At 52.2% G+C, this 21,575-nt stretch carries 15 protein-coding genes; 3 read left to right on the forward strand and 12 right to left on the reverse strand.

The window, feature by feature from the left end; all coding sequences use genetic code 11:
* Nucleotides 1-119: 119 nt before the first annotated feature.
* The 3 genes from ACR3ZL_RS21230 to ACR3ZL_RS21240 all read left to right on the forward strand — a co-directional run bounded on the left by ACR3ZL_RS21230 (nucleotide 120) and on the right by ACR3ZL_RS21240 (nucleotide 2,831).
* Nucleotides 120-689, forward strand: a complete 570-nt coding sequence (locus tag ACR3ZL_RS21230) for an alpha-ketoglutarate-dependent dioxygenase AlkB family protein (protein ID WP_473651090.1) — start codon at nucleotides 120-122, stop codon at nucleotides 687-689.
* Nucleotides 690-1,020: 331 nt separating this feature from the next.
* Nucleotides 1,021-2,178 carry an FG-GAP repeat domain-containing protein gene (locus tag ACR3ZL_RS21235; protein ID WP_473651089.1) on the forward strand — a complete coding sequence of 386 codons (1,158 nt, stop codon included), beginning with the start codon at nucleotides 1,021-1,023 and terminating at the stop codon, nucleotides 2,176-2,178.
* Between the two features lie 77 nt (nucleotides 2,179-2,255).
* Entirely contained in the window at nucleotides 2,256-2,831 is a 576-nt protein-coding gene (locus ACR3ZL_RS21240) for a YdeI/OmpD-associated family protein (RefSeq protein ID WP_473651088.1), read from the forward strand.
* Nucleotides 2,832-3,015: 184 nt separating this feature from the next.
* Here the strand turns inward: ACR3ZL_RS21240 and ACR3ZL_RS21245 are convergent, their stop codons facing one another.
* From ACR3ZL_RS21245 to ACR3ZL_RS21300, 12 genes are all read right to left on the reverse strand, one after another.
* Nucleotides 3,016-4,647, reverse strand: a complete 1,632-nt coding sequence (locus tag ACR3ZL_RS21245; protein ID WP_473651087.1) for a sulfatase — start codon at nucleotides 4,645-4,647, stop codon at nucleotides 3,016-3,018.
* Between the two features lie 261 nt (nucleotides 4,648-4,908).
* Nucleotides 4,909-6,636 (reverse strand): sulfatase-like hydrolase/transferase, encoded by a 1,728-nt coding sequence (locus tag ACR3ZL_RS21250; RefSeq protein ID WP_486172944.1) that lies wholly within the window; start codon nucleotides 6,634-6,636, stop codon nucleotides 4,909-4,911.
* An 84-nt stretch (nucleotides 6,637-6,720) separates the two neighbouring features.
* Nucleotides 6,721-8,673 carry a glycoside hydrolase family 127 protein gene (locus tag ACR3ZL_RS21255; protein ID WP_486172945.1) on the reverse strand — a complete coding sequence of 651 codons (1,953 nt, stop codon included), beginning with the start codon at nucleotides 8,671-8,673 and terminating at the stop codon, nucleotides 6,721-6,723.
* A gap of 95 nt (nucleotides 8,674-8,768) precedes the next feature.
* Nucleotides 8,769-10,409: an MFS transporter gene (locus tag ACR3ZL_RS21260; RefSeq protein ID WP_473651083.1), complete on the reverse strand. Its 1,641-nt coding sequence runs from the start codon at nucleotides 10,407-10,409 to the stop codon at nucleotides 8,769-8,771.
* 83 nt (nucleotides 10,410-10,492) lie between these two features.
* Nucleotides 10,493-11,707 carry a kappa-carrageenase gene (locus ACR3ZL_RS21265; protein WP_473651082.1) on the reverse strand — a complete coding sequence of 405 codons (1,215 nt, stop codon included), beginning with the start codon at nucleotides 11,705-11,707 and terminating at the stop codon, nucleotides 10,493-10,495.
* 39 nt (nucleotides 11,708-11,746) lie between these two features.
* Nucleotides 11,747-13,201: a family 16 glycosylhydrolase gene (locus ACR3ZL_RS21270; RefSeq protein ID WP_486172946.1), complete on the reverse strand. Its 1,455-nt coding sequence runs from the start codon at nucleotides 13,199-13,201 to the stop codon at nucleotides 11,747-11,749.
* 69 nt (nucleotides 13,202-13,270) lie between these two features.
* Nucleotides 13,271-14,731, reverse strand: a complete 1,461-nt coding sequence (locus ACR3ZL_RS21275; protein ID WP_486172947.1) for a sulfatase-like hydrolase/transferase — start codon at nucleotides 14,729-14,731, stop codon at nucleotides 13,271-13,273.
* 175 nt (nucleotides 14,732-14,906) lie between these two features.
* Nucleotides 14,907-15,998 (reverse strand): sugar kinase, encoded by a 1,092-nt coding sequence (locus tag ACR3ZL_RS21280; RefSeq protein WP_473651078.1) that lies wholly within the window; start codon nucleotides 15,996-15,998, stop codon nucleotides 14,907-14,909.
* 2 nt (nucleotides 15,999-16,000) lie between these two features.
* On the reverse strand, nucleotides 16,001-16,651 hold the full coding sequence (locus ACR3ZL_RS21285; RefSeq protein ID WP_473651077.1) for a bifunctional 4-hydroxy-2-oxoglutarate aldolase/2-dehydro-3-deoxy-phosphogluconate aldolase: 651 nt from the start codon (nucleotides 16,649-16,651) through the stop codon (nucleotides 16,001-16,003).
* Between the two features lie 199 nt (nucleotides 16,652-16,850).
* On the reverse strand, nucleotides 16,851-18,302 hold the full coding sequence (locus ACR3ZL_RS21290) for an aldehyde dehydrogenase family protein (RefSeq protein WP_473651076.1): 1,452 nt from the start codon (nucleotides 18,300-18,302) through the stop codon (nucleotides 16,851-16,853).
* A 100-nt stretch (nucleotides 18,303-18,402) separates the two neighbouring features.
* Nucleotides 18,403-19,755, reverse strand: coding sequence for a mandelate racemase/muconate lactonizing enzyme family protein (locus tag ACR3ZL_RS21295; protein ID WP_473651075.1), 1,353 nt, complete (start codon nucleotides 19,753-19,755; stop codon nucleotides 18,403-18,405).
* A 436-nt stretch (nucleotides 19,756-20,191) separates the two neighbouring features.
* On the reverse strand, nucleotides 20,192-21,481 hold the full coding sequence (locus tag ACR3ZL_RS21300; RefSeq protein WP_473651074.1) for a DUF1559 family PulG-like putative transporter: 1,290 nt from the start codon (nucleotides 21,479-21,481) through the stop codon (nucleotides 20,192-20,194).
* Nucleotides 21,482-21,575 lie beyond the last annotated feature (94 nt).

A 21,575-nucleotide genomic window follows, 5' to 3' on the forward strand; every position in this document is an offset into this window, starting at 1 on the left:
CCTGTATGACCGAAGATCCTTTATCCTGATCGAGAGCATAACAATCAATTCAAATGCATGCCGGCCAGCACTTCGCCGTGTTCGCTATCGAGTCAATCGTCTACGGTCATGAACTTGTAATGGAAACAATCAAATTAGCCGATGGCGGAATCTTACTGTACGAACAAGCATTCATTCCATCCGATCTAGCGGATCAGTACTTTGTCGCCTTGCGAGACGAATGTCATTGGGAGCAAAAACCCGCTCTATTTGGTCACATGCAGCCTCGTTTGACCGCCTCTTACGGCGACGAGGGAATCGTGTATCGATACTCTGGCTTGGATAACGTGGCATTGCCGTGGACTCCAACGATGCTTCAGATCAAAAAGCGACTTGAGACGGTACAAGGCAAATACAACTATTGTTTGTTAAATCGTTATCGCGACGGCGCCGACAGCATGGGATGGCACGCAGACGACGAACCGGAAATGGGCAACGTGATTGGTTCGCTTTCTTTCGGTGCCACGCGAAAGTTTCGAATCCGACACAATCAAACCAAAGAAACGATGACCTTTGCCGCTGGTCATGGCACGCTGATCTTAATGGCAGGAACGATGCAACAGTTCTGGAAACATCACATCCCTAAGACAGTGATGAAAGTAGGCGAACGGATCAACCTGACGTTCCGCCACATCCAAATGAGACGCTGACTTGAGCCGTCAGCACGAACATTGCCATCGAATCCTGAACGCAATCATGGCGTCAACAACACCCGCTGCCGTTTCGTCACACAGGGTCTGACAACTCAGTAGAATATGAAATGCTTCAGTACAACGCACGGGACTTCCATTCTTTGCACAGTGTCCCGGCTATCGCATGCCCCCCGCCAACGACCTGATCTTTAACAAGATTTTCACACTCCCGGCCCCTCTCCACATCGACCTCGACCCGGCCGAAACATTGGCCTATCCAGCGTCGACCTACCTCGTTGTCCACATCCTCCCTCCCCTCGGGCATCCAAATTCCATGCAAGCGATATTCATGTCGAAACTGATTCCATTAACTTTTTTGTTGTCATCCCTGCTGGCACTGCCCGTCCTCGCTCAACACCCGATATCGTTCGACATCAAACTTCTGGCCGTAGACAGCAATGAAGGTTGCGACGTCGCTGATTTCGATGGCGATGGCAAACTCGATGTTGTTGCCGGACGCAACTGGTTCCGTAACGGTGACTGGACACCTCGTCCCGTACGATTGATCGAAGATCGTTCGGGCTATGTGCGATCCAATGGCGAATGGGCGTATGACGTTGATAAAGACGGCCACACCGATGTGATTTCGATGGACTTTTTCGAGGGCGGCGTCTACTGGTACAAGAATCCCGGCCCCGAAGGCTTAGCCCAAGGACTGCTCTGGTCAAAAAAGCTACTTGCCGACACAGGGTACGGAACCAACGAAGCCAGCTACTTGATCGACATTGCAGGCGACGCCCAACCGGAATGGGTTTCCGATCAATGGAATAAAACAAATCCGCTGATGATTTGGTCGTTAGGCGCCGAAGATAAGACTCCGATAATGACAGGCCACCTTGTCGGGTCGTCTACCGGACATGGGATCGGATTCGGCGACCTGAACAATGATGGACGGGCTGACATCCTGGTTGGAACAGGATGGTACGAGTGTCCTCAAGAGGACGAACTGAACCAGCGATGGAAGTTCCACCAAGCATGGGACATCCAAGGAGCCTGCCCGATGATCATTCACGACGTGGACGACGACGGAGTCAATGATGTCATCGTCAGTAACGCTCATGACTTTGGCATTCACTTGTGGCGAGGGGTGGGCAAAGATGATGATGGCGAACAACAATTTGAGAAAACGTTGATCGATGAAAGCTTCTCTCAAGCTCACTGCTTACATCTCGCTGACCTGGATGGTGATGGCCAACCAGAGATCGTGACCGGCAAACGCGTTCGCGCCCACAACGGCCGTGACCCAGGCGGGACCGAACCGCCTATCATGCGATATTACGTGTGGGATACGAAATCGGGTGCCTACCAAGGGCATACCATCAACAGTGGCGATGTCGGTACCGGTTTGCAGATTCGTACTGCCGACATCGATGCCGATGGCGACACCGACATTGTCGTCGCAGGCAAAGACGGCACCCAAATCTTGTTTAACCAACTGAAGCGATAGAAGCTACCCAAACATCATGGACTTCGAAGAATCGACATTGAAAAAGAAGGAGATGGTTCGGTGAACCTATTTCATCCATGATGTCCGACAATAATCGCTTCCGATCTTTCACTTCAGCGGCCAAATTCCGCGATTGGCTAAGAGATCACCACCAAACCGAAACTGAGCTTTGGCTGAAGATCTACAAGAAAAGTTCGGGACAAGAATCAATCGATTGGCAGGGTGCCGTGATCGAAGCGTTGTGCTGGGGTTGGATCGATGGCCAAAAGAAATCGTTGGATGAATCGGCCTACTTACAACGATTCACGCCTCGACGGAAAGGCAGTAATTGGTCCAAACGAAATCGTGAGCATGTCGAACGATTGATTCAAGAGGGCAGAATGCAGGAACCAGGTCTTCGCCATATGAAGGCCGCGCAATCCGATGGACGCTGGGAAGCCGCCTACGCTCCGTCCAGCGAAATGACGATTCCAGATGATTTTTTGGAAGCACTGGAAAGTCGTCCTAACGCAAAGCGTTTGTTTACTGAACTGAACAAGTCAAATCTCTTTGCAATCTATCTTCAACTGACAACAGCGAAAAAACCTGAGACACGCCAACGTCGCTTCGACAAGATCCTCGCGATGCTCGATGCTGGGGAAAAGTTTCACTGATCAATGCTTCGCAAACTGCCTTTAGTCGAATTACTTGAGCGGTTGGACGCCAATTCCTGTTCTGGCAATGCGTATTGAGTTCACCGTTCGAAATTGCGAAACAGGTCCAAACGCACGATAGCTCTATCCCTGACCAGGACTCACGACGAAGTGGGGCATAGGCAAGCGTTAAAGCAAAAAAACGCTACTGCGTCGCAACTTGCAACTGTGCCTTCCAGCCCGCCTTGAATTGGCGTAGCAATTTCGCAACGAGCTCCGGTTCACCATCCGCAATATTGACGGTTTCCGCAGGATCAGCTTCGTGATCGAACAACTCCACATCAATCGGATCCGCGTTTGGGTCTCGATAATCTTGCCAAACAACCAGCCGATAGCGGTCGGTACGCATCGTATATCCCATCAAATGTTGTTCGAACAATTCTCGATTCCACTTGCCACCCTGTTGCGTGATGATCCGCTGTTCGACCTCCTGAATCAGTGGCCCAAAGAACGTTTCTCGCATCCCAGGGGAAAGCGGGTTGGCAGCCCATTCACGTAGTGCGGGATTGGGGAATTGACTGAACGCCGCCAACTTCCACGGCTGTTGCGGGTTTTGCGTCAACGGCTGAAAACTGTGACCTTCCAGGTGCTCAGGCTTTGAAATGCCGGCCAGTTCACAAAGCGTCGGGTACATGTCCACCAGTTCCACCAAGGCATCCGTCTTGGATCCGCGGACGGACTCCGGCATATCCGGCGTCCAGATCATCAGCGGCACCCGAGTTGCGATCTCGTAGTTAGTCGCTTTTCCCCAAACGCCCATATCCCCGAGGTGCCAACCATGGTCACCCCACAAGATGATAATTGTGTTGTCTCGCACACCAGCTTCATCGAGCGCATCGATCATTCGTCCAATCTGCACATCGACGTAGCTCACACAAGCCAAGTAGGCATGCTTTAACGTTCGCGATAGCTCGGGGCCAATGGGACCACTTTTAGGAATGCCGTCCCGCACCCGTAATTCGAACGAAGGATGCAGCGCCATCGCGGCCCCATGTTTTGGCGGTGTGGTTTGGGTCGCCAAAGAAATGTCGTTCGGATCGTAAAGATCCCAATAGCGTTTGGGGGCAATGAAATCCAGGTGCGGCTTTTTCATACCAAGCCCCAGAAAGAAAGGCTTGTCGTCGTCAGCCACTAGCTCTTTTAGCGTCGCGATAGTAATGTCGGTGTTGTAGCCGTCTTCGTAGGTGTTATCCGGAACATCAGCGGATTCATACGCGGGGCCGTGCACAAGACCACTTCCTGCGATCGCCGAACCATACTTCGCTTCAAGAAGTGTTTTGTTCTGCCGCCAGGTTTCCTGGTTTTCTGGCAATGCATAACCGCCAGCCGTTTTAATCCGTTTGACCTTCGGTCGGGTTGGTTGGCGACTCCAAGACATTCCCTCATCTGCAGAAGCCTTGTTGTGAAAAATCTTCCCACTGTAAACCGCTTCATAACCATTCGCGATGAAGTGCTGTGGCAGCGTCACGATGTCAGGATTCAATTCCCGAAACTTCGCATAATTTTCCACGACGCCGATTGAGTCCGGTCTCGCTCCGGTCATCAAACTCGCACGCGACGGACTGCAGATCGCTTGTTGGCAATACGCTCGATTGAATAGCAGCCCGTCGGATGCCAGCTTATCGAGATTGGGTGTGATTGCGATTTCGGAACCGTAACACCCCAGTTCGGGGCGAAGGTCATCGATTGCAAGGAATAAAATATTGGGCCGATCAGCAGCCTGACTGGCTGAAGCCCCAAATAAAAACAAGACACATACGAGCGGAATCAATCTCATTAACATTCATCCTTCAAAAATGCAGTGTATGGGTATTCATGCGAGCGGGGATCGCCATCATTCCTCAACGTCGCCCCGTCGGAAATCCGAAGTGTCGGCATCATCGGAAATCCTCAAAACGCAAATGTCAGACGGCTTCAAAATTATGCAGTGTGATTGCGACAAAGAAACAAACCGCCAAACGCTTTTGAGAACAGACATTCGCTCCGACGGTTTGCAAGCATCAGTCTACTTACCCTGACAGTTTCTTTTCCCGGCGTTTTACTTAGCCCAGTGAGCCTTCTTTTCCTTCCCCGAAGCGATGCCATCGCGGTCAACGTCGATTTTCGAGAATAACGCTTCCACCTTTGCTCGATCCCAGGTCCAGCCATTCTTTGCCCACTTGGCTTTCTCCATTTCCACGAAATGCTCCAACGTGCTATCTCCCTTTTTCAATCGAATACCTGGAGGAGCAGATTGGGGAATGGCGACTGGAACCACTTCAGCGGCGTCGTTGTCGGTGATGAAAGTGGACGGCTGAAGTTTGGGGGCACCGGTTACGATTTCGAACGTCTGGTCAAAGTTGGGCATGTTCGCTTCGTTCCATTTATCGCGTGCTCCGACCGAATCGAAAAACAGGGGCGTCTGGTGAGTCTGGCTCCATTTCTCTGCCGACTTGACGAGTTCCGCAAGCCGTTCTGGATTGCTTAAAGCCAAGTCATTCAATTCGCCCAAATCGTCGACAATCTTAAAAAGACGCCAAGGTTGGTTACCGTATCGAACCGCTTTCCAATCATCCTGTCGAACGCTGACATCGGTGTAGCCGCCACGGTGCCGCATCGAATAGATCATGTCGCTCTGCCTCGCATTAGAGCCCTCGGCAAGGCTTGGAAGAACATTCTTGCCGTCCAACTTTTTCGCTGCTGGGATGTCCGCACCGGCCATCGCAGCAAACGTGGGATAGAAATCCAACGCGGACACTGGATAGTCATACCTTTGCGCCGGAATGTGATTGGGCCAATGGAAGAACATCGGAACGCGGAAACCGCCTTCCCAGGTATCGCCCTTCACTCCACGGAACGGGGCATTGGAAGAGCCAAACACCGACTTGCCGCCGTTGTCACTCAAAAATGCGACAAGCGTGTTTTCGAAATGCCCATTCTTTCTAAGCGAATCCGTCACCAAGCCAACACCACGATCTACTGCGGCAACCATTCCAGCGACATTGCGACGTTTCTTGTTCTTGATATTCGAATACGAATCCAGATCCTCTTGTTTTGCTTCCATCGGTGAGTGCGGCGCGTTATAGGCGAGGTAGAGAAAAAATGGCTTCGCCTTCTCAGTCGCTTCGTCAATAAAACGGACGGCCTGCTTTGACAACGCGTCGGTCAAATATTCGTCCTCTGTGGTCGCCTTGCCATTGTGCTGCAGGGGTAACAGGTAGTCTTGGATTCGCTTCTTACCGGCTTTCACTTGACGTTCATATGCCGGGGCATACTGTTCAGGAAAGTAGTTGTGCCCACCGCCAAGGAATCCGTAAAAATCATCAAAGCCACGCTTGTTGGGATGGTATTCCGCTTCCTCACCAAGATGCCACTTTCCGATCGCCCCGGTGTAGTACCCTGCCTTTTGCAGGACCGTGCTAATCAATGTTTCTGACGTAGGAACACCGAGCTTGTTGTATTCGTCTAGCCCCGCATGAACGGGTGGCAAGTTATACTGACCCCCGAAAGCGTGCGGGTAACGTCCCGACATCAAGCCCATACGACTGGGGCCGCAAAACGGATGTGCGACGTAACCCGATGTGCAAATGGTGCCGGCATTGGCAAGCGAATCCAATTGTGGCGTCCGGATGTCCGGCGCACCGCTGAATCCGACATCGGAATACCCCAGATCGTCACACATGATGACGACAATATTGGGCCGACCGGATGGTTCAGCGAATGCTGGCCAGGCCATCGTCGAGATCACGGCCGCGACCATGCATACAGTAACCCAGGATCTTTTCATGACATGAACCGTCTCTGTGGGGAATTTGACTACACGTCGCGATGAACCACGACGATTGTTTTACACAGGGCAATCGGGTGGCAACTATTTCCAAACGATCGGTAACCAAACCGTCATCTCAGCGTCGCCTCGGTTAGACCACGCATAATAAGGAACGAATCGAACCGGGATATCTTTCCACTTGGGGTGCACCAGCGGACTGTACATTGATGTCCGTTCGTCAGCCTTCACCAATGCGTTTCCAACAAGTGTCGTAGCGCCACCCAAAATCGCGGCGTCGCTCTGTTTTTGAAACTGAATGTCACTTGCCACGTAGACGTCTAATGTGGAAATGCCGTCAGGAAGGTCGGGAGTCTCGATGCAGTAAACCAAAGGGCCCACTTTGATCGCGGTCTGGTTACGTACTTCTTCTATCAAAGGATGCCCCTGGATCAGCTTTGCCTCCATGGGAAACTGAAGCTCGATCGTGTCCCCAGCATTCCAAGATCGTTCAATGCATGCAAACTCTCCTGGTTTTGCTTCCACATCCGCATCCTTACCGTTAACCAACAAGGAACATCGATCGGCCCATCCAGGAATTCGCAACAGAACTTCGAACGGTTGTTGCTTGCAAGATTCGAATATAATTTTGACGTCACCCTCCCACGGATAGCCAGACTCTTGCCGTAGCTCAATCCTCGACCCGTCAGCTAATTGCGTTTCAAGACGATTCCCACCATACAAGTTGACGGCGATTCCATTGTCAGTCCGGCAATATGCCCAACCCGACAATTTTGCAATCGTCCGAACCAGATTAGGCGGACAACAGAAACACTCGATGTAGGCTTCGCGATTGGCCGATTCGGTGCAGTCGCGGTTATCTTGATACTCACGCTGGCCACGGTTGTAACGCAATGGGTTCGCATAGAAGTAATGCTTCCCATCGTCACTAATGCCGACCAACGCACTGTTGAAAACCACCAATTCCATGATATCGGCGTACTTGGAATCCCCTTTGATTCCCAACAACCGATAGTTGAACATCGCATTGGCAATATTCGCGCAGGTTTCGTTATAGGCCGTCGAATTCGGCATTAAATACGCATCTAAAAAACCTTCTTCGATTTTATCGCGACGCGTTGAAGCGCCAAAGTGAGCCTGACCGACAGCGCCAGTCACGTACATCTTCTTATTAGCGACATTGTCCCATAAGCGTTCAAGAGCATCCAACAACGCTTGCTCTCCGGTTTCGGCGTACACGTCTGCCGCTCCGGCGTAGTAATAGAGCGCCAACACCGCATGGCCGACGGCTTCTGTTTCTTCGCGTAGTGGAACCCGTTCCTGGACCATATCGCCGATCGGATAGCCTTCGGTGCTAGCATCTTCAACGACTTCGGACTTGCCACGGTTGTTGATAAATATCTCAGCGAGCTCGAGATAACGTGGGTCCCGGGTAGTGCGATAGAGTTCGGTCAAACCCATGATCTGGGATTGGTTGAATCCAAACCGACATAGTTCTTTAGGTTGAGGCTGAAACAGCTTGTAGAGCAAGTCCGCGTTTTTAATGGCGATCGCTAGGAAGTTCTGATTGCCAGTAGCGCGATGATGAACGCAGGCCGCCGTGTAAAGGTGCCCGCAATTATACATTTCGTGATATTTGCGATTGGAAAAGTGAGCGATTCCATTGATTTGGATATGGGTGTGCAGATACCCGTCGTCCTCTTGTGCCTTAGCGATGACCTCGATGATTTCATCTAGCTCATCCACAATCTTGGGATCCTTATTGACAGCATAGACATAGACAGCCGCCTCCATCCATTTGAAAAAGTCTCCATCATGCCATGCGAAACCCTCATGCTGGCCCGTCTTCATACCGGCGACAATTTTAAAATTGTTGTAACCGTGGCCAATGTCGCCTTTCAACAGTGTGCCCATGTGGGGCACCATCACCGCTTCGCATTGTTTGAACTTGTCTGCCCAGAAGCCCTGCGTCCACGTGCAATCGCCAATGCCAATACTCTTTAGCTTGACATGCGGACTGTGAGAGGTGTCAATCATGATGGTGCGAGTGAAAGGGATGCAGGTGAGTCGAATCCTTCGCACGCACAAAGGAATTCTGTTTTCAGATTGAGTTCTTGCGAGCGACTGCGTGTTTAGGTCCTGGGCGATTCTTTGGTACGCATCGCCACTTGAATCTCCTCAATGCTCATATTCTTAGTCTCCTTCAACGCAAAGAACAAAATCACCAGTCCGATCAACACGGTGGCGGCATAGAACAGGAAGAGCGCCGTCATCCCCATGCTTTCGAGTTGTCGCGGAAAGAAGAATTGCACCAGCCAGCTTGTCAAACTGGTGACGATCGTGAAGAACGGGATCGCGATACCGCGAACCGAGACCGGGAATATCTCGCTGAACAAAACCCACATTACTGGGCCTACCGAGAAGTGAAAGGCAGCGATGAAGCTAAGTATGCCGAACAAAACCAGCTTCGCATTGATTTGAATGGAGGCATCCAAAATGGCTCCCATTTGTTTATTGGCTTCCTCGGGACCTAACGCATCCCGAATCGCGTTTTTAAATTCGATATCACTGGTGTGTTGCACACCGACCAACGGACCAAGCTGGCTAATATGATTGGGGCTTTTGGGGTCGGCGTTTGATTGGCTGGGTGCATCATCTCCCGCGTTCTCTTGATCTAACTCAGTCATCACAGCGATAGTGTGATCGCTGACAACGTAACGAGCGTTGTTAAACGCATAAGCACAAATGCCAAGGCTGGCAATAATCCAAACCATGCCCCAAATAATCAGCGGTCGTCGTCCGAGACGGTCTACTAGAAGCAACCCCATGACCGTGAAGACAATACTCGTCAGCCCGACCCAAATCGCTTGCACAAAAGCAGCATCGGATCCGATTCCCAACTGCTTGAAAATCGTTTGAGCATAAAACAAAACCGCATTGATGCCGGTGGATTGTTGTGCGATTGCGATGGTCAACGCGATCACAAATGTCAGCCGCATCGGTTTGCTAAAAATCTCTCGCAATTGAGCGATGATGGAATGGTCATCAGTACTCTTGTGAATGCTTTCTCGCACTTCCTGGACATGCGAATCGATTTCGTCTGCCGGCATCAGCTTAAGCAATGTTTTTTTGGCGTCGTTATCGCGATTCCTGTAGACCAACCAAGATGGGCTTTCGGGAATGAACAGCAACAAACCAAACCAGATCACCGCAAAAGGAACTTCCGATCCCAACATCCATCGCCAGGTGTGGGTATCCAGTCCCATATTGACAACCCACGGCGCCTCTGATGTCGCCCAGTGATTGATCAGGTAGTTAACGAAGTAGGCCCCCGACAATCCAATCACGATATTGATCTGGGTCATCGAAACAAGCTTGCCTCGCAGTTTCGGTGGTGCGATTTCACCAATGTACATCGACGCCAATGAAATCGAACTGAATGCCAAACCACCCAAGAAACGAGCCGACACGAGCATCCAGTAACTGGGGGCGAGTGCCGAACAGATCGCAGAGACTAAATAAAGTACTGCGATCAACAGAATCGCCTTTTTTCGACCGAATTGATTGCAGATATATCCGGCAAACGGCAAAGCAACGAGCACACCCAAAGCGGGTGCACTAACAACCGTACCCAACTGCTCGGGAGTCAAACGAAACTCGGCGGTCAGATAATCGATCGTTCCGGAAATCAACGCCGCATCCAAGCCAAACAGAAAGCCTCCCATCGCGACAATCGTCGAGTAAATCAAAGCGTTCGTCTGATAGGATTTCATGGCAAGTTGACGAATAGGTACGAGGCGTTATCGGAAGACCGACTTCAAATTCAATTCAATTTAGCTGGTTTGAATCCTATGGGTTAATTCAAAGACGCTTTCTTCTTCTGGAACCATTTCTGACGTTCTTGTCCCGAGGCGACGCCGTCATTGTCAGCATCCATTTCGCTGAAATTGGACTCCACCTTTTCTTGATTCCACGGCCAACCATTCTTTTCCCACTTCGCCTTTTCCATCGCGACGAATTCGGCCTTGCTCATTCCATTAACAGCCTTCCCACCGCCCGCCGCTACATTGTTTTTCGCCGGTTTTGCAACGCCGCCAGGCTTCTTCTTCGCTCCGGAATCGGCCTTGCCCGCGGTGGTCGCCTTGGTTTCTTCGATAACGTCGTTGTTGCGCCAAACCCGTACGTAGTCGACCAACATCTCGGTAGGAAATCCTTCTTGAGTCGTCTTTTCCAAAACCGCTTCTCGGCCACCATTTCGATACGTCTCAAATGGGTACCGCAATCCCAATGACAGGGTCACGTGCATAGGCAAATGCCAATACAAATTTGGCTTACGAGCGACCTCTTTGCCATCGACATACCAGACGACAAAGTCTTTATTGTTTTCGACCCCGTATACGTGATAGTCCTTCCGAGGATCGAACGGAGCATGGTATTCGTTCTTATTGGTTTCCGGATGTGTTCCCGGACGGATCCACTGCCGCTGGCCATCTCGAATTAGGACTGCGTGAAGGTTGCAATCGATGACGTCGACGCCATTGCGCTGTTGCGTTTCCTTATTGAACTCGCATTGCTGAAGTTCGATGATGTCGATTTCGGAATAGGCCACCGTTTCACCGTCCCGGGCTGAATACCGATTCTCGGGACCTTTGCTGTGCAACCAGAACGCAGGCGAAGCTCCCGGAAACAAATCACAGCCCTTCACACGTGCTTCAAAGTACCCATAAACGGCAGTTAAATACTGGCGGGCGATCCCGGACTTATACGCCAACTTGGTATTGCCGCGTTGATGATCCTCTTGAACCATCCGCAAATGCAACGCTCCCTCTTTTGCAAACGTGTTCTCGGGTTCCCAACTCCATGTGCCCCAATCTTCGGTGTCGACATTCCATTTTTTAGTGTCTACCTGATCAACGTTGAACTCATCGGATTGGTCAGCCACAAATTCCCAGTCACCCGGACTTTGTTCGAATAGATTCCCGACGGGCTGAGGATCCGCGGCGAACGAGGTGGGGTTCGATAGAACAAGCGAAAATGCCACGAGGGCAACGAATGTGAGGATGTGTTTCATTGAGGTGTGCAGATCCTAAGGTTATGGAGTAGTCATCAGTTAAAGACCAGATTCGGAAATCGAGATGTCATCGAGATAAACAAGACTGCTTCCACCAAGTTCATCATCATGCTCAATGGACACGGCCAACCGACCTTGGTCGCCGGTTCCTTTCGGCAGATTGATTTGGCGCGTCACCGATACCCACCTCCCTGTCACACACTCGGTCAAGTCGATGTCCGGAAGATGAATCGATGGATCGGCGAGTGAGAGCCGTATGCTTCGCAGCGTGCTGTTGGGTTCGATCCAAATTTTGACGCTCAATTCATAGTCACCTGGTGCTAAATCAATCGAACCGTCAGGACCTTGAATCGAAGCAACATCCGTTGAGAGCTCACCTTCAGAACTGAACCTCAGACTGCGTGTCCCGGAAGCGAATTTCTCATGACGAACGATTGCGAAATGCTTCGCCGAGGCTTCATCGATCTGCCAAAATTTTTGGTATTGGTTTCCCTTCGAATTTTCAGGAACCAAGTTTAGTGGGCGTTCATTTTCCTGAAACAAGATGGGCCCTTCGAAGCCGAAAAAGGCACGATCGAGCAGGTTGGTTTGCGGCTTCTGCCACACTCGCATGTATTCGATTTCGAAATCAGTGGGCAGTTCTTCCTTGGACGGCAGTCCAAGCCAAACGAAGATTTCGGAGTCGAACCAAATTTCCAGTGGATTGGTTAACACCCAATTGCGTCCCTCGGCTTCCTGGGTGGTTTCGTAAACAAGCTCACCATCGATGAAGCATTTCAAATAGTCCTCGCCCCATTCACATCCGAAGATGTGAAAGTCGTCAGCAAGGCGATAAGGAAGCTTCTTTTTGTACCCGAACTTTCGTGTTGGGCGTTGGGCCGGCGGTTGCCAGTCATGTACGCTCATCTTGGTGCTATCGGCTTGGATGTCATTGCCATCCTTGGGGTTGCCCATCTGTTCGTAGATGTCGAGTTCCGATTCATAGCCGATAGCCCAAAACGCGGCAGTCATCGCCGAATCTCCTACCTTTGACTTGACTTCCATGTAGCCATTGAGGAACCGCTTGCGACTGACGACAGCGCCGGTTGTAACAGGAACGTCTTTCCCATCATGAGTACGGTACGTATTCCCCTCATGGCCCTCGTCGTTGGCGAATACAAAGTCGGGTTCCCATTGGGATCGGATCTTCAACTTGCCGTCTTCGACAATCACGTTGTGCGGAGCAAATTGCGATGGCGCCCGCCCCTTCCAGATGTAGTACTCACCATTCTCGCCCTCGACAAACCACTTGGACGAGTCAATTTTGTTCCCTTCAAACTCGTCGCTGATATCATTCCGCAGAACCCAGCCGCCCGAATTGGACGGGTCTGACGCTGGGTAGACAGGGGGCGATGGACTGCCGGACGTCTGGGAATTATCGGCAAATGCAATCTCAGATGGCACCGAGAAAACCACAACAATTGCGGCAATCAGATATCGATTCGGACTGTTCATTACGGCGATGAAATTGAGGGGATAGCGTTGGAAACAATTTGCAAGACAGCGAATCAGGCGATCACGGCTTCAATAGTCTGCCGCCGGTGGTTGGCGAAACTGATCGGCACGACGAGCTGACCAGCCTTCTTCCGCTCGCCGCAACATGAATAGGGGACGCTGCAACTCCAGCTCCCACTCGAATTGCTTTCGAAACAACCGCTTCACAACCTCTGGATTGGCAGCGGCCAAATCATTTTGTTCGCCAGGGTCTTGTGACATGTCGAACAATTCGGCCGGACGATCGGGATAACGAATCAGCTTCCAATCACCATCCCGAATGGCACCGCGAGTTTCCATCTTCCAGTGCAAAGTGGGATGTGGCAACGTTTTGTTTAGATCGTCTCTGTGATCACGCTGCAAAAATGGCAACAGATCGACGCCATCGAGCCCTTCGATACCCGTTGGATCGCCACCGGCAGCAGCGACGAAGGTGGGAATCAGATCAAGAGTACTGAGTGGTTCATCGTAGACAGCCCCAGCCGGCAACTTCCCGGGCCAAGCAATCAAGCCAGGAACACGCAGACCGCCTTCCAGTTGCGTTCCCTTCACGCCCGAGAAGGGATAGTTACTGGAACCGTTCTTATCCATCGGCCCACCATTGTCATTGGTGAAGACGACGATTGTTTTGTCGCTCAATCCGAGCTCGCTAAGCTTGTCGATGATTTGGCCGCATGCACGATCCATTGAAAGCATCATCTGCGCGGCCGTACGCCGATCACCTTCCAACTCAGGGAAGGTGTCCTTGTCTTGAGGGTCAGCCTGCATTGGTGTGTGCACGGCATTGAATGAAACATAAGCGAAGAACGGAGCTTCTTTGTTGCGTTCGATGAAGCTGCATGCCTCGTCAGCGAGAGCGTTTGTCAAGTAACCGGAGTGTTCTTGGTATTGCTCAAAGTTTCGCTCAATCCAGTTTTCATGAGGTGTCGACTTTGGATTTGCATAAGCAAAGAAATTCCTGGCTCCGCCCCGAAATCCGTAGAACTCATCAAAGCCACGCTTGAGCGGATGATAACGATCGGCGACTCCCATGTGCCATTTGCCAAAGATTGCAGTGCGATACCCTTGCTGCTTCAGATAGCCCCCCATGGTTGGCAAGTCCGTTGGCAATCCCATCTCGTCACCAAGGAGCTTACTATGCTCGCTCATAATTCCAGGCACGTTGATTTCTTCGTAACCGAAACGTTGCTGGTACTTGCCCGACAGCATGCCTGCTCGCGAGGGGCCACAAGTTGCACCCGTTACATAGAACTGAGAAAGGCGAACCCCTGATTCGGCCAAAGCATCCAAGTGCGGCGTTCGGAAGTGATGACTTCCATGAAAACCGAAATCGCCGTAGCCAGCGTCATCAGCGAACAACAGCACGACGTTTGGCTTTTCCGCCGCGGCAATATGCAAAGGGCCCACCGAACTTGGAATACACCAAGGAGCCACGATGCCGGAGATGGTCAGTAAACCAATTGCAACGGTTAACAATCGAATGGACCGCACGGCTTAAACCCTCGAGTAGATCGGCCTTGTCGCAGGGTAAACTAACCCCCACTTTCCATTCATCATACAATACGACTACCCGGTGTCAATGGTTGAGTATCGACGCAATGATCATTTTCTCTGGCGTCCTTTCTCCCGTTCAGTCTACGGCACCTGGAACCGCAACGCTTGTCACTTATCGGACAACCCGTCCCGATGCAGAACCGCCCACGAGAGCCTCGACTTCACCACGAGTGGAGTAATTGAAATCGCCCTTGATGGAATGTTTTAGACAGGAGGCTGCCACGGCGTATTTCACCGCGGCTTGCGGCTCGCATAACTCAGGCGTGATCAATGCATAGATCAGTCCACCAGCGAACGAGTCACCACCACCAACCCGGTCAACGATATTCTTGATTTCGTAGGGCTGGTAACTCCCATCTTCGCCCAGCGGCGCCATCACAGGCGCGTCCGATGCAGCGTCATAAAGCATCGCTCCCCAATTGTTGTGGGACGCCGACAAACTCTCACGAAGCGTGATCGCCACCTTACTGACATTGGGGAACTGCTTGACGACCTGCCTAGCGACATCGGGATAGCGTGAAGTATCCAGTGCCCCTGAATGAACATCCGTGTCGCCAGCCTGGATGCCGAGAACATCGTGGCAATCTTCTTCGTTTGCGATCACGACATCGACCAGCGGCAAAATTTCCTTCATCGTTGCTCGAGCAAGTTCTCGAGCCGTTTTGGAGGAATCCCACTTCCACAGTTTCCCTCGGAAATTGAGGTCGATCGAAACTGTCGCGCCAGCGTCCTTCGCTTTCTGAGCCGCCACACGAGTTGCCTCGGCGGCGTTACGCGAAAGAGCCGGCGTGATCCCGCTGAGATGCAACCACTGGGCACCGTCAAAAATGCCACTCCAGTCGTATCGGTCAGCCGTCGTGATCGCGATCGCGGAATCTTCACGATCGTAGATCACATTGCTTGGACGTTGGTTGGCCCCCGTTTCCAAAAAGTAAAGCCCCAACCTTCCCTGATCGGTTCGCAACACGTACCGGGCATCGATCCCGACCGCACGAATGGAATCCATCGTCGCATCGCCGAGTGCGTGCTTAGGAAGGGCGGTGACGTAGCGAGCTTGCCCACCAAAGTTGCAGATCGATGCTGCAACGCTAGCCTCCGCCCCAGCGTAAGTCACATCAAAGTGGCGAGACTGGCGAAGACGAAGGTGTTCCGGCGCCGCAATTCGGCCCATGATCTCTCCGAACGTGACGACGATTCCACTCATGGTCAATCATTCTCTTTCAGTTGGGTGATGACTTCCGCAGCGCGGCAAGTGATGCCGGCCCAATCTTCTGCGTTGACAAGTTTTTGATCGACGATCCAAGAACCGCCTACAGTGGGCACGTTCGGTTCAGCAAGATATGCCCGCATGTTCTCTGCGTTGACGCCGCCCAACGGAAAATACTCGATACTGAGGTGCTGGTAGGGAGCGGCCATGCTACGCAAATACTTGATGCCGCCCAACGCTTCGGCGGGGAAGAACTTAACAAACCGACAACCTAACTCGATCGCGGATTCCAAGTCCGATGGTGTTGCGATGCCGGGTGCGAACGGCAATCCAGCCTGCTGCGCAGCACGAACCACACTTGGGTTGAGCCCCGGCGAGACGCCGAAATCGGCTCCGGCCGCTCTCACTTCTTTAACCGTTTCGGCATCCAGGATCGTGCCCACACCCACAAGCATTTCAGGTACGTCAGCAACAATCGCCTTGACCGCGTCCATTCCTGCTGGCGTTCGAAGCATCAGCTCAATCGTATCGAAGCCGCCCTTCAATAAAGCCTGGGCTAGAGGCACAGCGTGCTCTACCTTCTCGACAGAAAAACCAGCGACCACTCCGGCTTTGCGAAGGCGGTCAAGAATGTCGCTAGGGAAAGACATGGTGCGTTCCACGTTTGGATGAAAACGAATAAGACAAAGGAATTTAGATATGACAGCCGATGTAACTGGCAATGCAAACTGCAAATGCAAACTGGCAATGCGGACGTCACTGACACCCAAGGATGGTAAACAAACCCGGATGTCTGCAAACACAATCCAGTTTGAACCGCTGGGGCTGGGATCGCCCGTATTTTAACCTTTATTGCATCGCCACGGACACTCGCTTGAGCGTCAAATATTCTTGCAAGCTGTACTTGGAACAATCCTTCCCTACGCCGCTCTGTTTCAGTCCACCGTGTGGTAACTGCACGCCGTAATGCACTCCGTTGACACAAACGCTTCCAGCTTCAATATCCGCGGCGGCACGCAAGCCACGACTGAGGTTCGACGTAAAGACGTAAGCCGCCAGTCCATATTCGGTATCATTCGCAAGCGAGATTTCATCGTCGCGATCGGTGAACTTGATAACCGGCAAGATCGGACCGAAAATCTCGTCGCACGACAACTCCATCTTGCGATCAACGTCACGAAGAATTGTGGGCTGCAAGAAGAACCCTTTCGCCTGGGCCGCGGGTAATTCATGAGCCACTGGGATCTTCCCACCACAAACAACGGATGCTCCGCTGTCGACGGCGGACTGAACCAAATTCAACATCCGGTCACGCGCAGCCTCGGTTAGTACCGGCCCCATCCGACGGCCTTCACCCCGGCCGGCTCCCAGTGCGATCCCGGCGGCATGCTTTGTCGCCGCTTCCAGGAACTGCTCATAGACCGATTCGTGAACGAAACAGCGGTTTGGCGAAACGCAAACTTGCCCCGAGTTGGCGAATTTAAGATCGACGACGCTTATCGCTGCTGCATTCACATCGGCGTCGTCGTAAACCACGACGGGAGCGTTTCCACCTAGCTCGACCGAAAAGTGCTTCACCGTTGTGCAAGCTGACTTCATCGCAGCAACACCGGATCGCGTTGACCCGATCATGGTGAACAGAGCCGGTATGTCGCTGGTTAAAAACGGTTCAGTGACATCGTAGTCCGTTCCACTAAAGACATTGATCACGCCGTCAGGCACCCCAGCCTCGGAAAGTAATTCCGCACACCGCAAAGATGCCAAGGGAGTCAATTGGGAAGGCTTAACGATCGCAGTGCAGCCCGACGCCAGAACTGGGCCAAGCTTATAACCCAAGTTCAAGAGCGGAAAGTTCCAAGCTAGATAGCCGACCACAACACCCAATGGCTGACGCAATGTGTAGTTAAGAAACTTGCCATCAGGATCAGGAATAACTTGCTGGTCAATCCGAGCAGCTTCCTCACAAAAATAACGCAAACAAGTTGTCAACATTCCGAAGTCATACTCGGCGTTGTCCAGTGGCTTGCCGGTCTCGGCGATCAACAGATCGATGATCTCATCACGGTGTTCTTCTAGCAATTCAGCATACCGGAGAATGATTGGCTGACGCTCAGACAATGGCATTTTGGACCAAGTCGTGAAAGCATCGCGAGCTGCCACGAGTGCCAGTGCGACGGAAGCCTCATCGATTTCGGGAACTTCCGCGATGACTTCACCCGTCGCCGGATTGGTCACCGCAAACGACTTCTGCGACTGGACCAACTTGCCATTGATCAACATGGAAAAGCTTCTTTCGGTCATCAAAATCGGTATCTCGCGGCAGTGAGGTAAGCATTTCGAGTGGATCAACCAAGGCGGTGAAGCCGCAATCCGAGGGCAAGTTCAACTGCTGCAAACTCACCTAAGCCTTCACTTCAGTTTGTTGAACGACATACTCTTGCATGGCATCTCGATTAACAACGACCCCCAGTCCCGGACCAGTGGGCACGTCGGCGACGCCATTCTTTACTGACACTGGAACATCAAACAGCTTGTCTCGCAAAGCATTTGGCGTTCGGTCGTATTCTAGCAGCGCGGGTGCGACTTCCTTGCGTCCTGGTTCCAAATAACCCGAAGCGAGAAAGTGGGTTGCCGCAGCAAGATTGAGCATCGTGCCCCAGCAATGTGGAACCACGTTGATTCCCATTGATGATGCAAGGTTGCGGATTTTCAGAGCTTCCGACGGACCACCGCAATATGCCAAATCAGGCTGAGCAATCTGGACTCCACCGGATGCCAATAACCGCTGGTACCCGTATCGAGTTTGCTCACATTCCCCCGTAGCGATCGGTAAATCAACTTTATCCTGCAACTGCCGGAATTGCCCCACGAACTCTGGCGACAGCGGCTCTTCAAACCAGCGGAAATCATGCTCGCTGAGTACATGTCCCATGCGGATCGCTTCGGGAAGATCATATGCATGATTGGAGTCTGCCATCATCGTCATGCCAGGCAACGCCTTCCGGATCGCTTCAACCTGTCGCACATCAAATGATGGGTTCTTACCAACCTTGATCTTCAAAGCGGAAAAGCCCTGATCCTGGTAACTGGATGCCTCTTCAACGATCGACGCAATCAGATCGGACTCGGGCATCTCCTTGAAGTACATGCCTGTCGCGTAACAAGGGACCTGATCCACGTAGCGACCGCCCATCAACTCGGAAACCGATTGCCCAAGCGATTTGCCGCGGAGATCCCACAATGCCATATCGATTCCCGACATGGCCCCCATCATTACGCCACCACGAGCAAAGTCCAACGAAGCTCGCCACATGCGGTGCCACACCACGTCAGTTTGCAATGCATTTTCGCCCAATAACCGCGGTCCATAAAAGCTATTGATCGCTGCTTGATAAACTTCCGATGGACCGTAGCATTCACCCCATCCCGTCGTCCCATCTTCGGCAACGACCTCAACCCAAAGCGTATTGCGTGTGTCGTAGTACCATTGCGAAAAACCGAACGGGACATCGAGATAATCCCGAAGGTGATGCGTTCGAATGCACTGGATCTTCAATCCCGATGGGCTCACTGAACTCGACGCCAGCGGAGAGTTCGATGCATGACGAGAACTCGCCTCACTACGTGGACCTGATTTGCCGGCAACCCGCGACTCAACAGCATGGACCGGGTCCAGCGAACGAGCGTCCCGCGGAGGCGTGACCACGGAAAGCGGCAACTGCGTTGCTGACAAATCCTGATTTTGGTTTTCCACGATGGACCCTAGAAAAGAGTTGCAATAAGCCACCTGCCAGACGCGATTATTCCCGCACCAAGCGGTCGTATTGTAATACAAAAAGAACCGTTTGCAAGATCATGCTTCTGATACCGGTGCAAGGCCCGCGAGAACATCGCAGCGGCACAATTCGCCAGCCAAGTTGACCAACCAGGCCTGAGCACTTCGCTCGAGTCTCACCTCCCTAGCGGAATCCTTACCCGCCAGCGCAATCTTCGACTGTCACCGGCAATCAAATCGCAACCAAACACTGCACCGAAGTCACCCCGTCGCGGACGAACCCGGGCTTTTGAAGAGAAGCCCGACCTCTTAGCATTCAGACAAGGGACTACCGTACGGTGCTACTACTTCACCAAAATTGAAATAGCAGAAACCCTGCCGCCGGCAGTCTCAGCCATTGAAGCGACCTGCAAGGCTACAACTCTTCTTGAATCACTTCTTTAGATCCACGAGTTCCGAGTGCCCCCCAAAGCCCATAAGGACTCTTCGCACCCGGGGCTTGTTTCCCACTGCCGTTCTTTTGCACCGGCAGTTGACCGGACTCGCCCGCTTCGATGGAGTCGGTAACAAACTTCACCGCTCCATCCCCCATCAACACATGGCACCCACCTTGGTGACGGCTGCTCGGGGCCAGATAACCCGGTGACTGAAAGTTTTCTTGACTGCCGAGGTAGTAGTTCCCTGAGGTCGTAGCGGTTGCGGCCCAAAGACCACATGCCGAGTTGGGTGGAAGTACCGTAACCACTGTCGTAAAGACCGGGTTACCATCGGCCCAGCGATAGCCACGTCGCTCCGCAGATGGCAATCCCAAGCTAACCGCCGAAGTGTTCCAGAACTGAGGACGAGTAGCATCATTTCCATTGGAAACCTCACTTGGAAGCTTTGCGGTCCCCATACCTGTTTTCGGGTTTGTACGAGTATCATTGTCGCCCAGATCCGTAGCGATTTCGCCAGCCACAATCGTATTGGCGAGTCCGTCCAGAATGTCCCGAAAGGCCATCTTTTGACGAGGTACGAAAGCACCACGTTGCCCCGCACGAGTGAACTGTGCTGCGTTGCTGTTGCGTTCTAGCGTGATCAGTGTTCCGCCCGATGATGCACGTGCGGGACTGTCCCCCAAACACGCGGCGTAGTTTGTGCGTCCAAATGCCGGAAGCCCTACACCGGGATCACTGGGGCAACGAAGTGTGGGAATTTCGGTTGCCCACGGACCGTAGTCACCATTGCCTGAACCGGAATCCGATGGAGTGGGGCCCATCGCGGGCCATGTTCCCGTGCTTCCATCGCTATCAGGAGCGTTCGGATTGGAAATCTGCTCCCACAATGCTTGACCTTCCAAGAACGGAGTCAGCCCCACCAGAAAACTTAATTCCTCTTGATTGTTGCCATTGGGCCCCGTGCCTTGCGAAGTATCGGTCCAGTCATAAGCTCCCGGCCCAGCGGTCCCCTTCGCACTATTAAATCCACTGGTACCGGACTTATGCGTCGGCAATTGCTTGTACGCACTGTGGTAATTGTGGATCGACAAACCAATCTGCTTGAAGTTGTTACTGCAACTCATTCGGCGAGCCGCCTCACGGGCTGCTTGAACAGCCGGCAGCAACAATCCAACCAGCACGCCGATGATCGCGATCACGACCAAAAGCTCGACCAAAGTGAAACCACGACGACTATCGCGGTCAACATTTTCAAAAAGACCTTTCATATCAACTCCCGTTTCAAGAATTCCACACGTCGAACATGTAAATGCGTCGAACTTGGCTGCAGGGCAAAACTCTGCCAAAGGCGTCTGTTTAGTC

The organism is Rhodopirellula sp. J20-39 (genome assembly GCF_057365095.1).

Excerpts from the sequence above, each read along its gene's own strand:
- ACR3ZL_RS21235 (WP_473651089.1), top strand. The coding sequence starts at position 1,021 with ATGTCGAAACTGATTCCATTAACTTTTTTGTTGTCATCCCTGCTGGCA.
- ACR3ZL_RS21270 (WP_486172946.1), bottom strand. The coding sequence starts at position 13,201 with ATGAACAGTCCGAATCGATATCTGATTGCCGCAATTGTTGTGGTTTTC.
- ACR3ZL_RS21265 (WP_473651082.1), bottom strand. The coding sequence starts at position 11,707 with ATGAAACACATCCTCACATTCGTTGCCCTCGTGGCATTTTCGCTTGTT.
- ACR3ZL_RS21280 (WP_473651078.1), bottom strand. The coding sequence starts at position 15,998 with ATGAGTGGAATCGTCGTCACGTTCGGAGAGATCATGGGCCGAATTGCG.
- ACR3ZL_RS21285 (WP_473651077.1), bottom strand. The coding sequence starts at position 16,651 with ATGTCTTTCCCTAGCGACATTCTTGACCGCCTTCGCAAAGCCGGAGTG.
- ACR3ZL_RS21260 (WP_473651083.1), bottom strand. The coding sequence starts at position 10,409 with ATGAAATCCTATCAGACGAACGCTTTGATTTACTCGACGATTGTCGCG.
- ACR3ZL_RS21300 (WP_473651074.1), bottom strand. The coding sequence starts at position 21,481 with ATGAAAGGTCTTTTTGAAAATGTTGACCGCGATAGTCGTCGTGGTTTC.
- ACR3ZL_RS21240 (WP_473651088.1), top strand. The coding sequence starts at position 2,256 with ATGATGTCCGACAATAATCGCTTCCGATCTTTCACTTCAGCGGCCAAA.
- ACR3ZL_RS21290 (WP_473651076.1), bottom strand. The coding sequence starts at position 18,302 with ATGACCGAAAGAAGCTTTTCCATGTTGATCAATGGCAAGTTGGTCCAG.
- ACR3ZL_RS21250 (WP_486172944.1), bottom strand. The coding sequence starts at position 6,636 with ATGAAAAGATCCTGGGTTACTGTATGCATGGTCGCGGCCGTGATCTCG.
- ACR3ZL_RS21245 (WP_473651087.1), bottom strand. The coding sequence starts at position 4,647 with ATGAGATTGATTCCGCTCGTATGTGTCTTGTTTTTATTTGGGGCTTCA.
- ACR3ZL_RS21230 (WP_473651090.1), top strand. The coding sequence starts at position 120 with ATGGAAACAATCAAATTAGCCGATGGCGGAATCTTACTGTACGAACAA.
- ACR3ZL_RS21255 (WP_486172945.1), bottom strand. The coding sequence starts at position 8,673 with ATGATTGACACCTCTCACAGTCCGCATGTCAAGCTAAAGAGTATTGGC.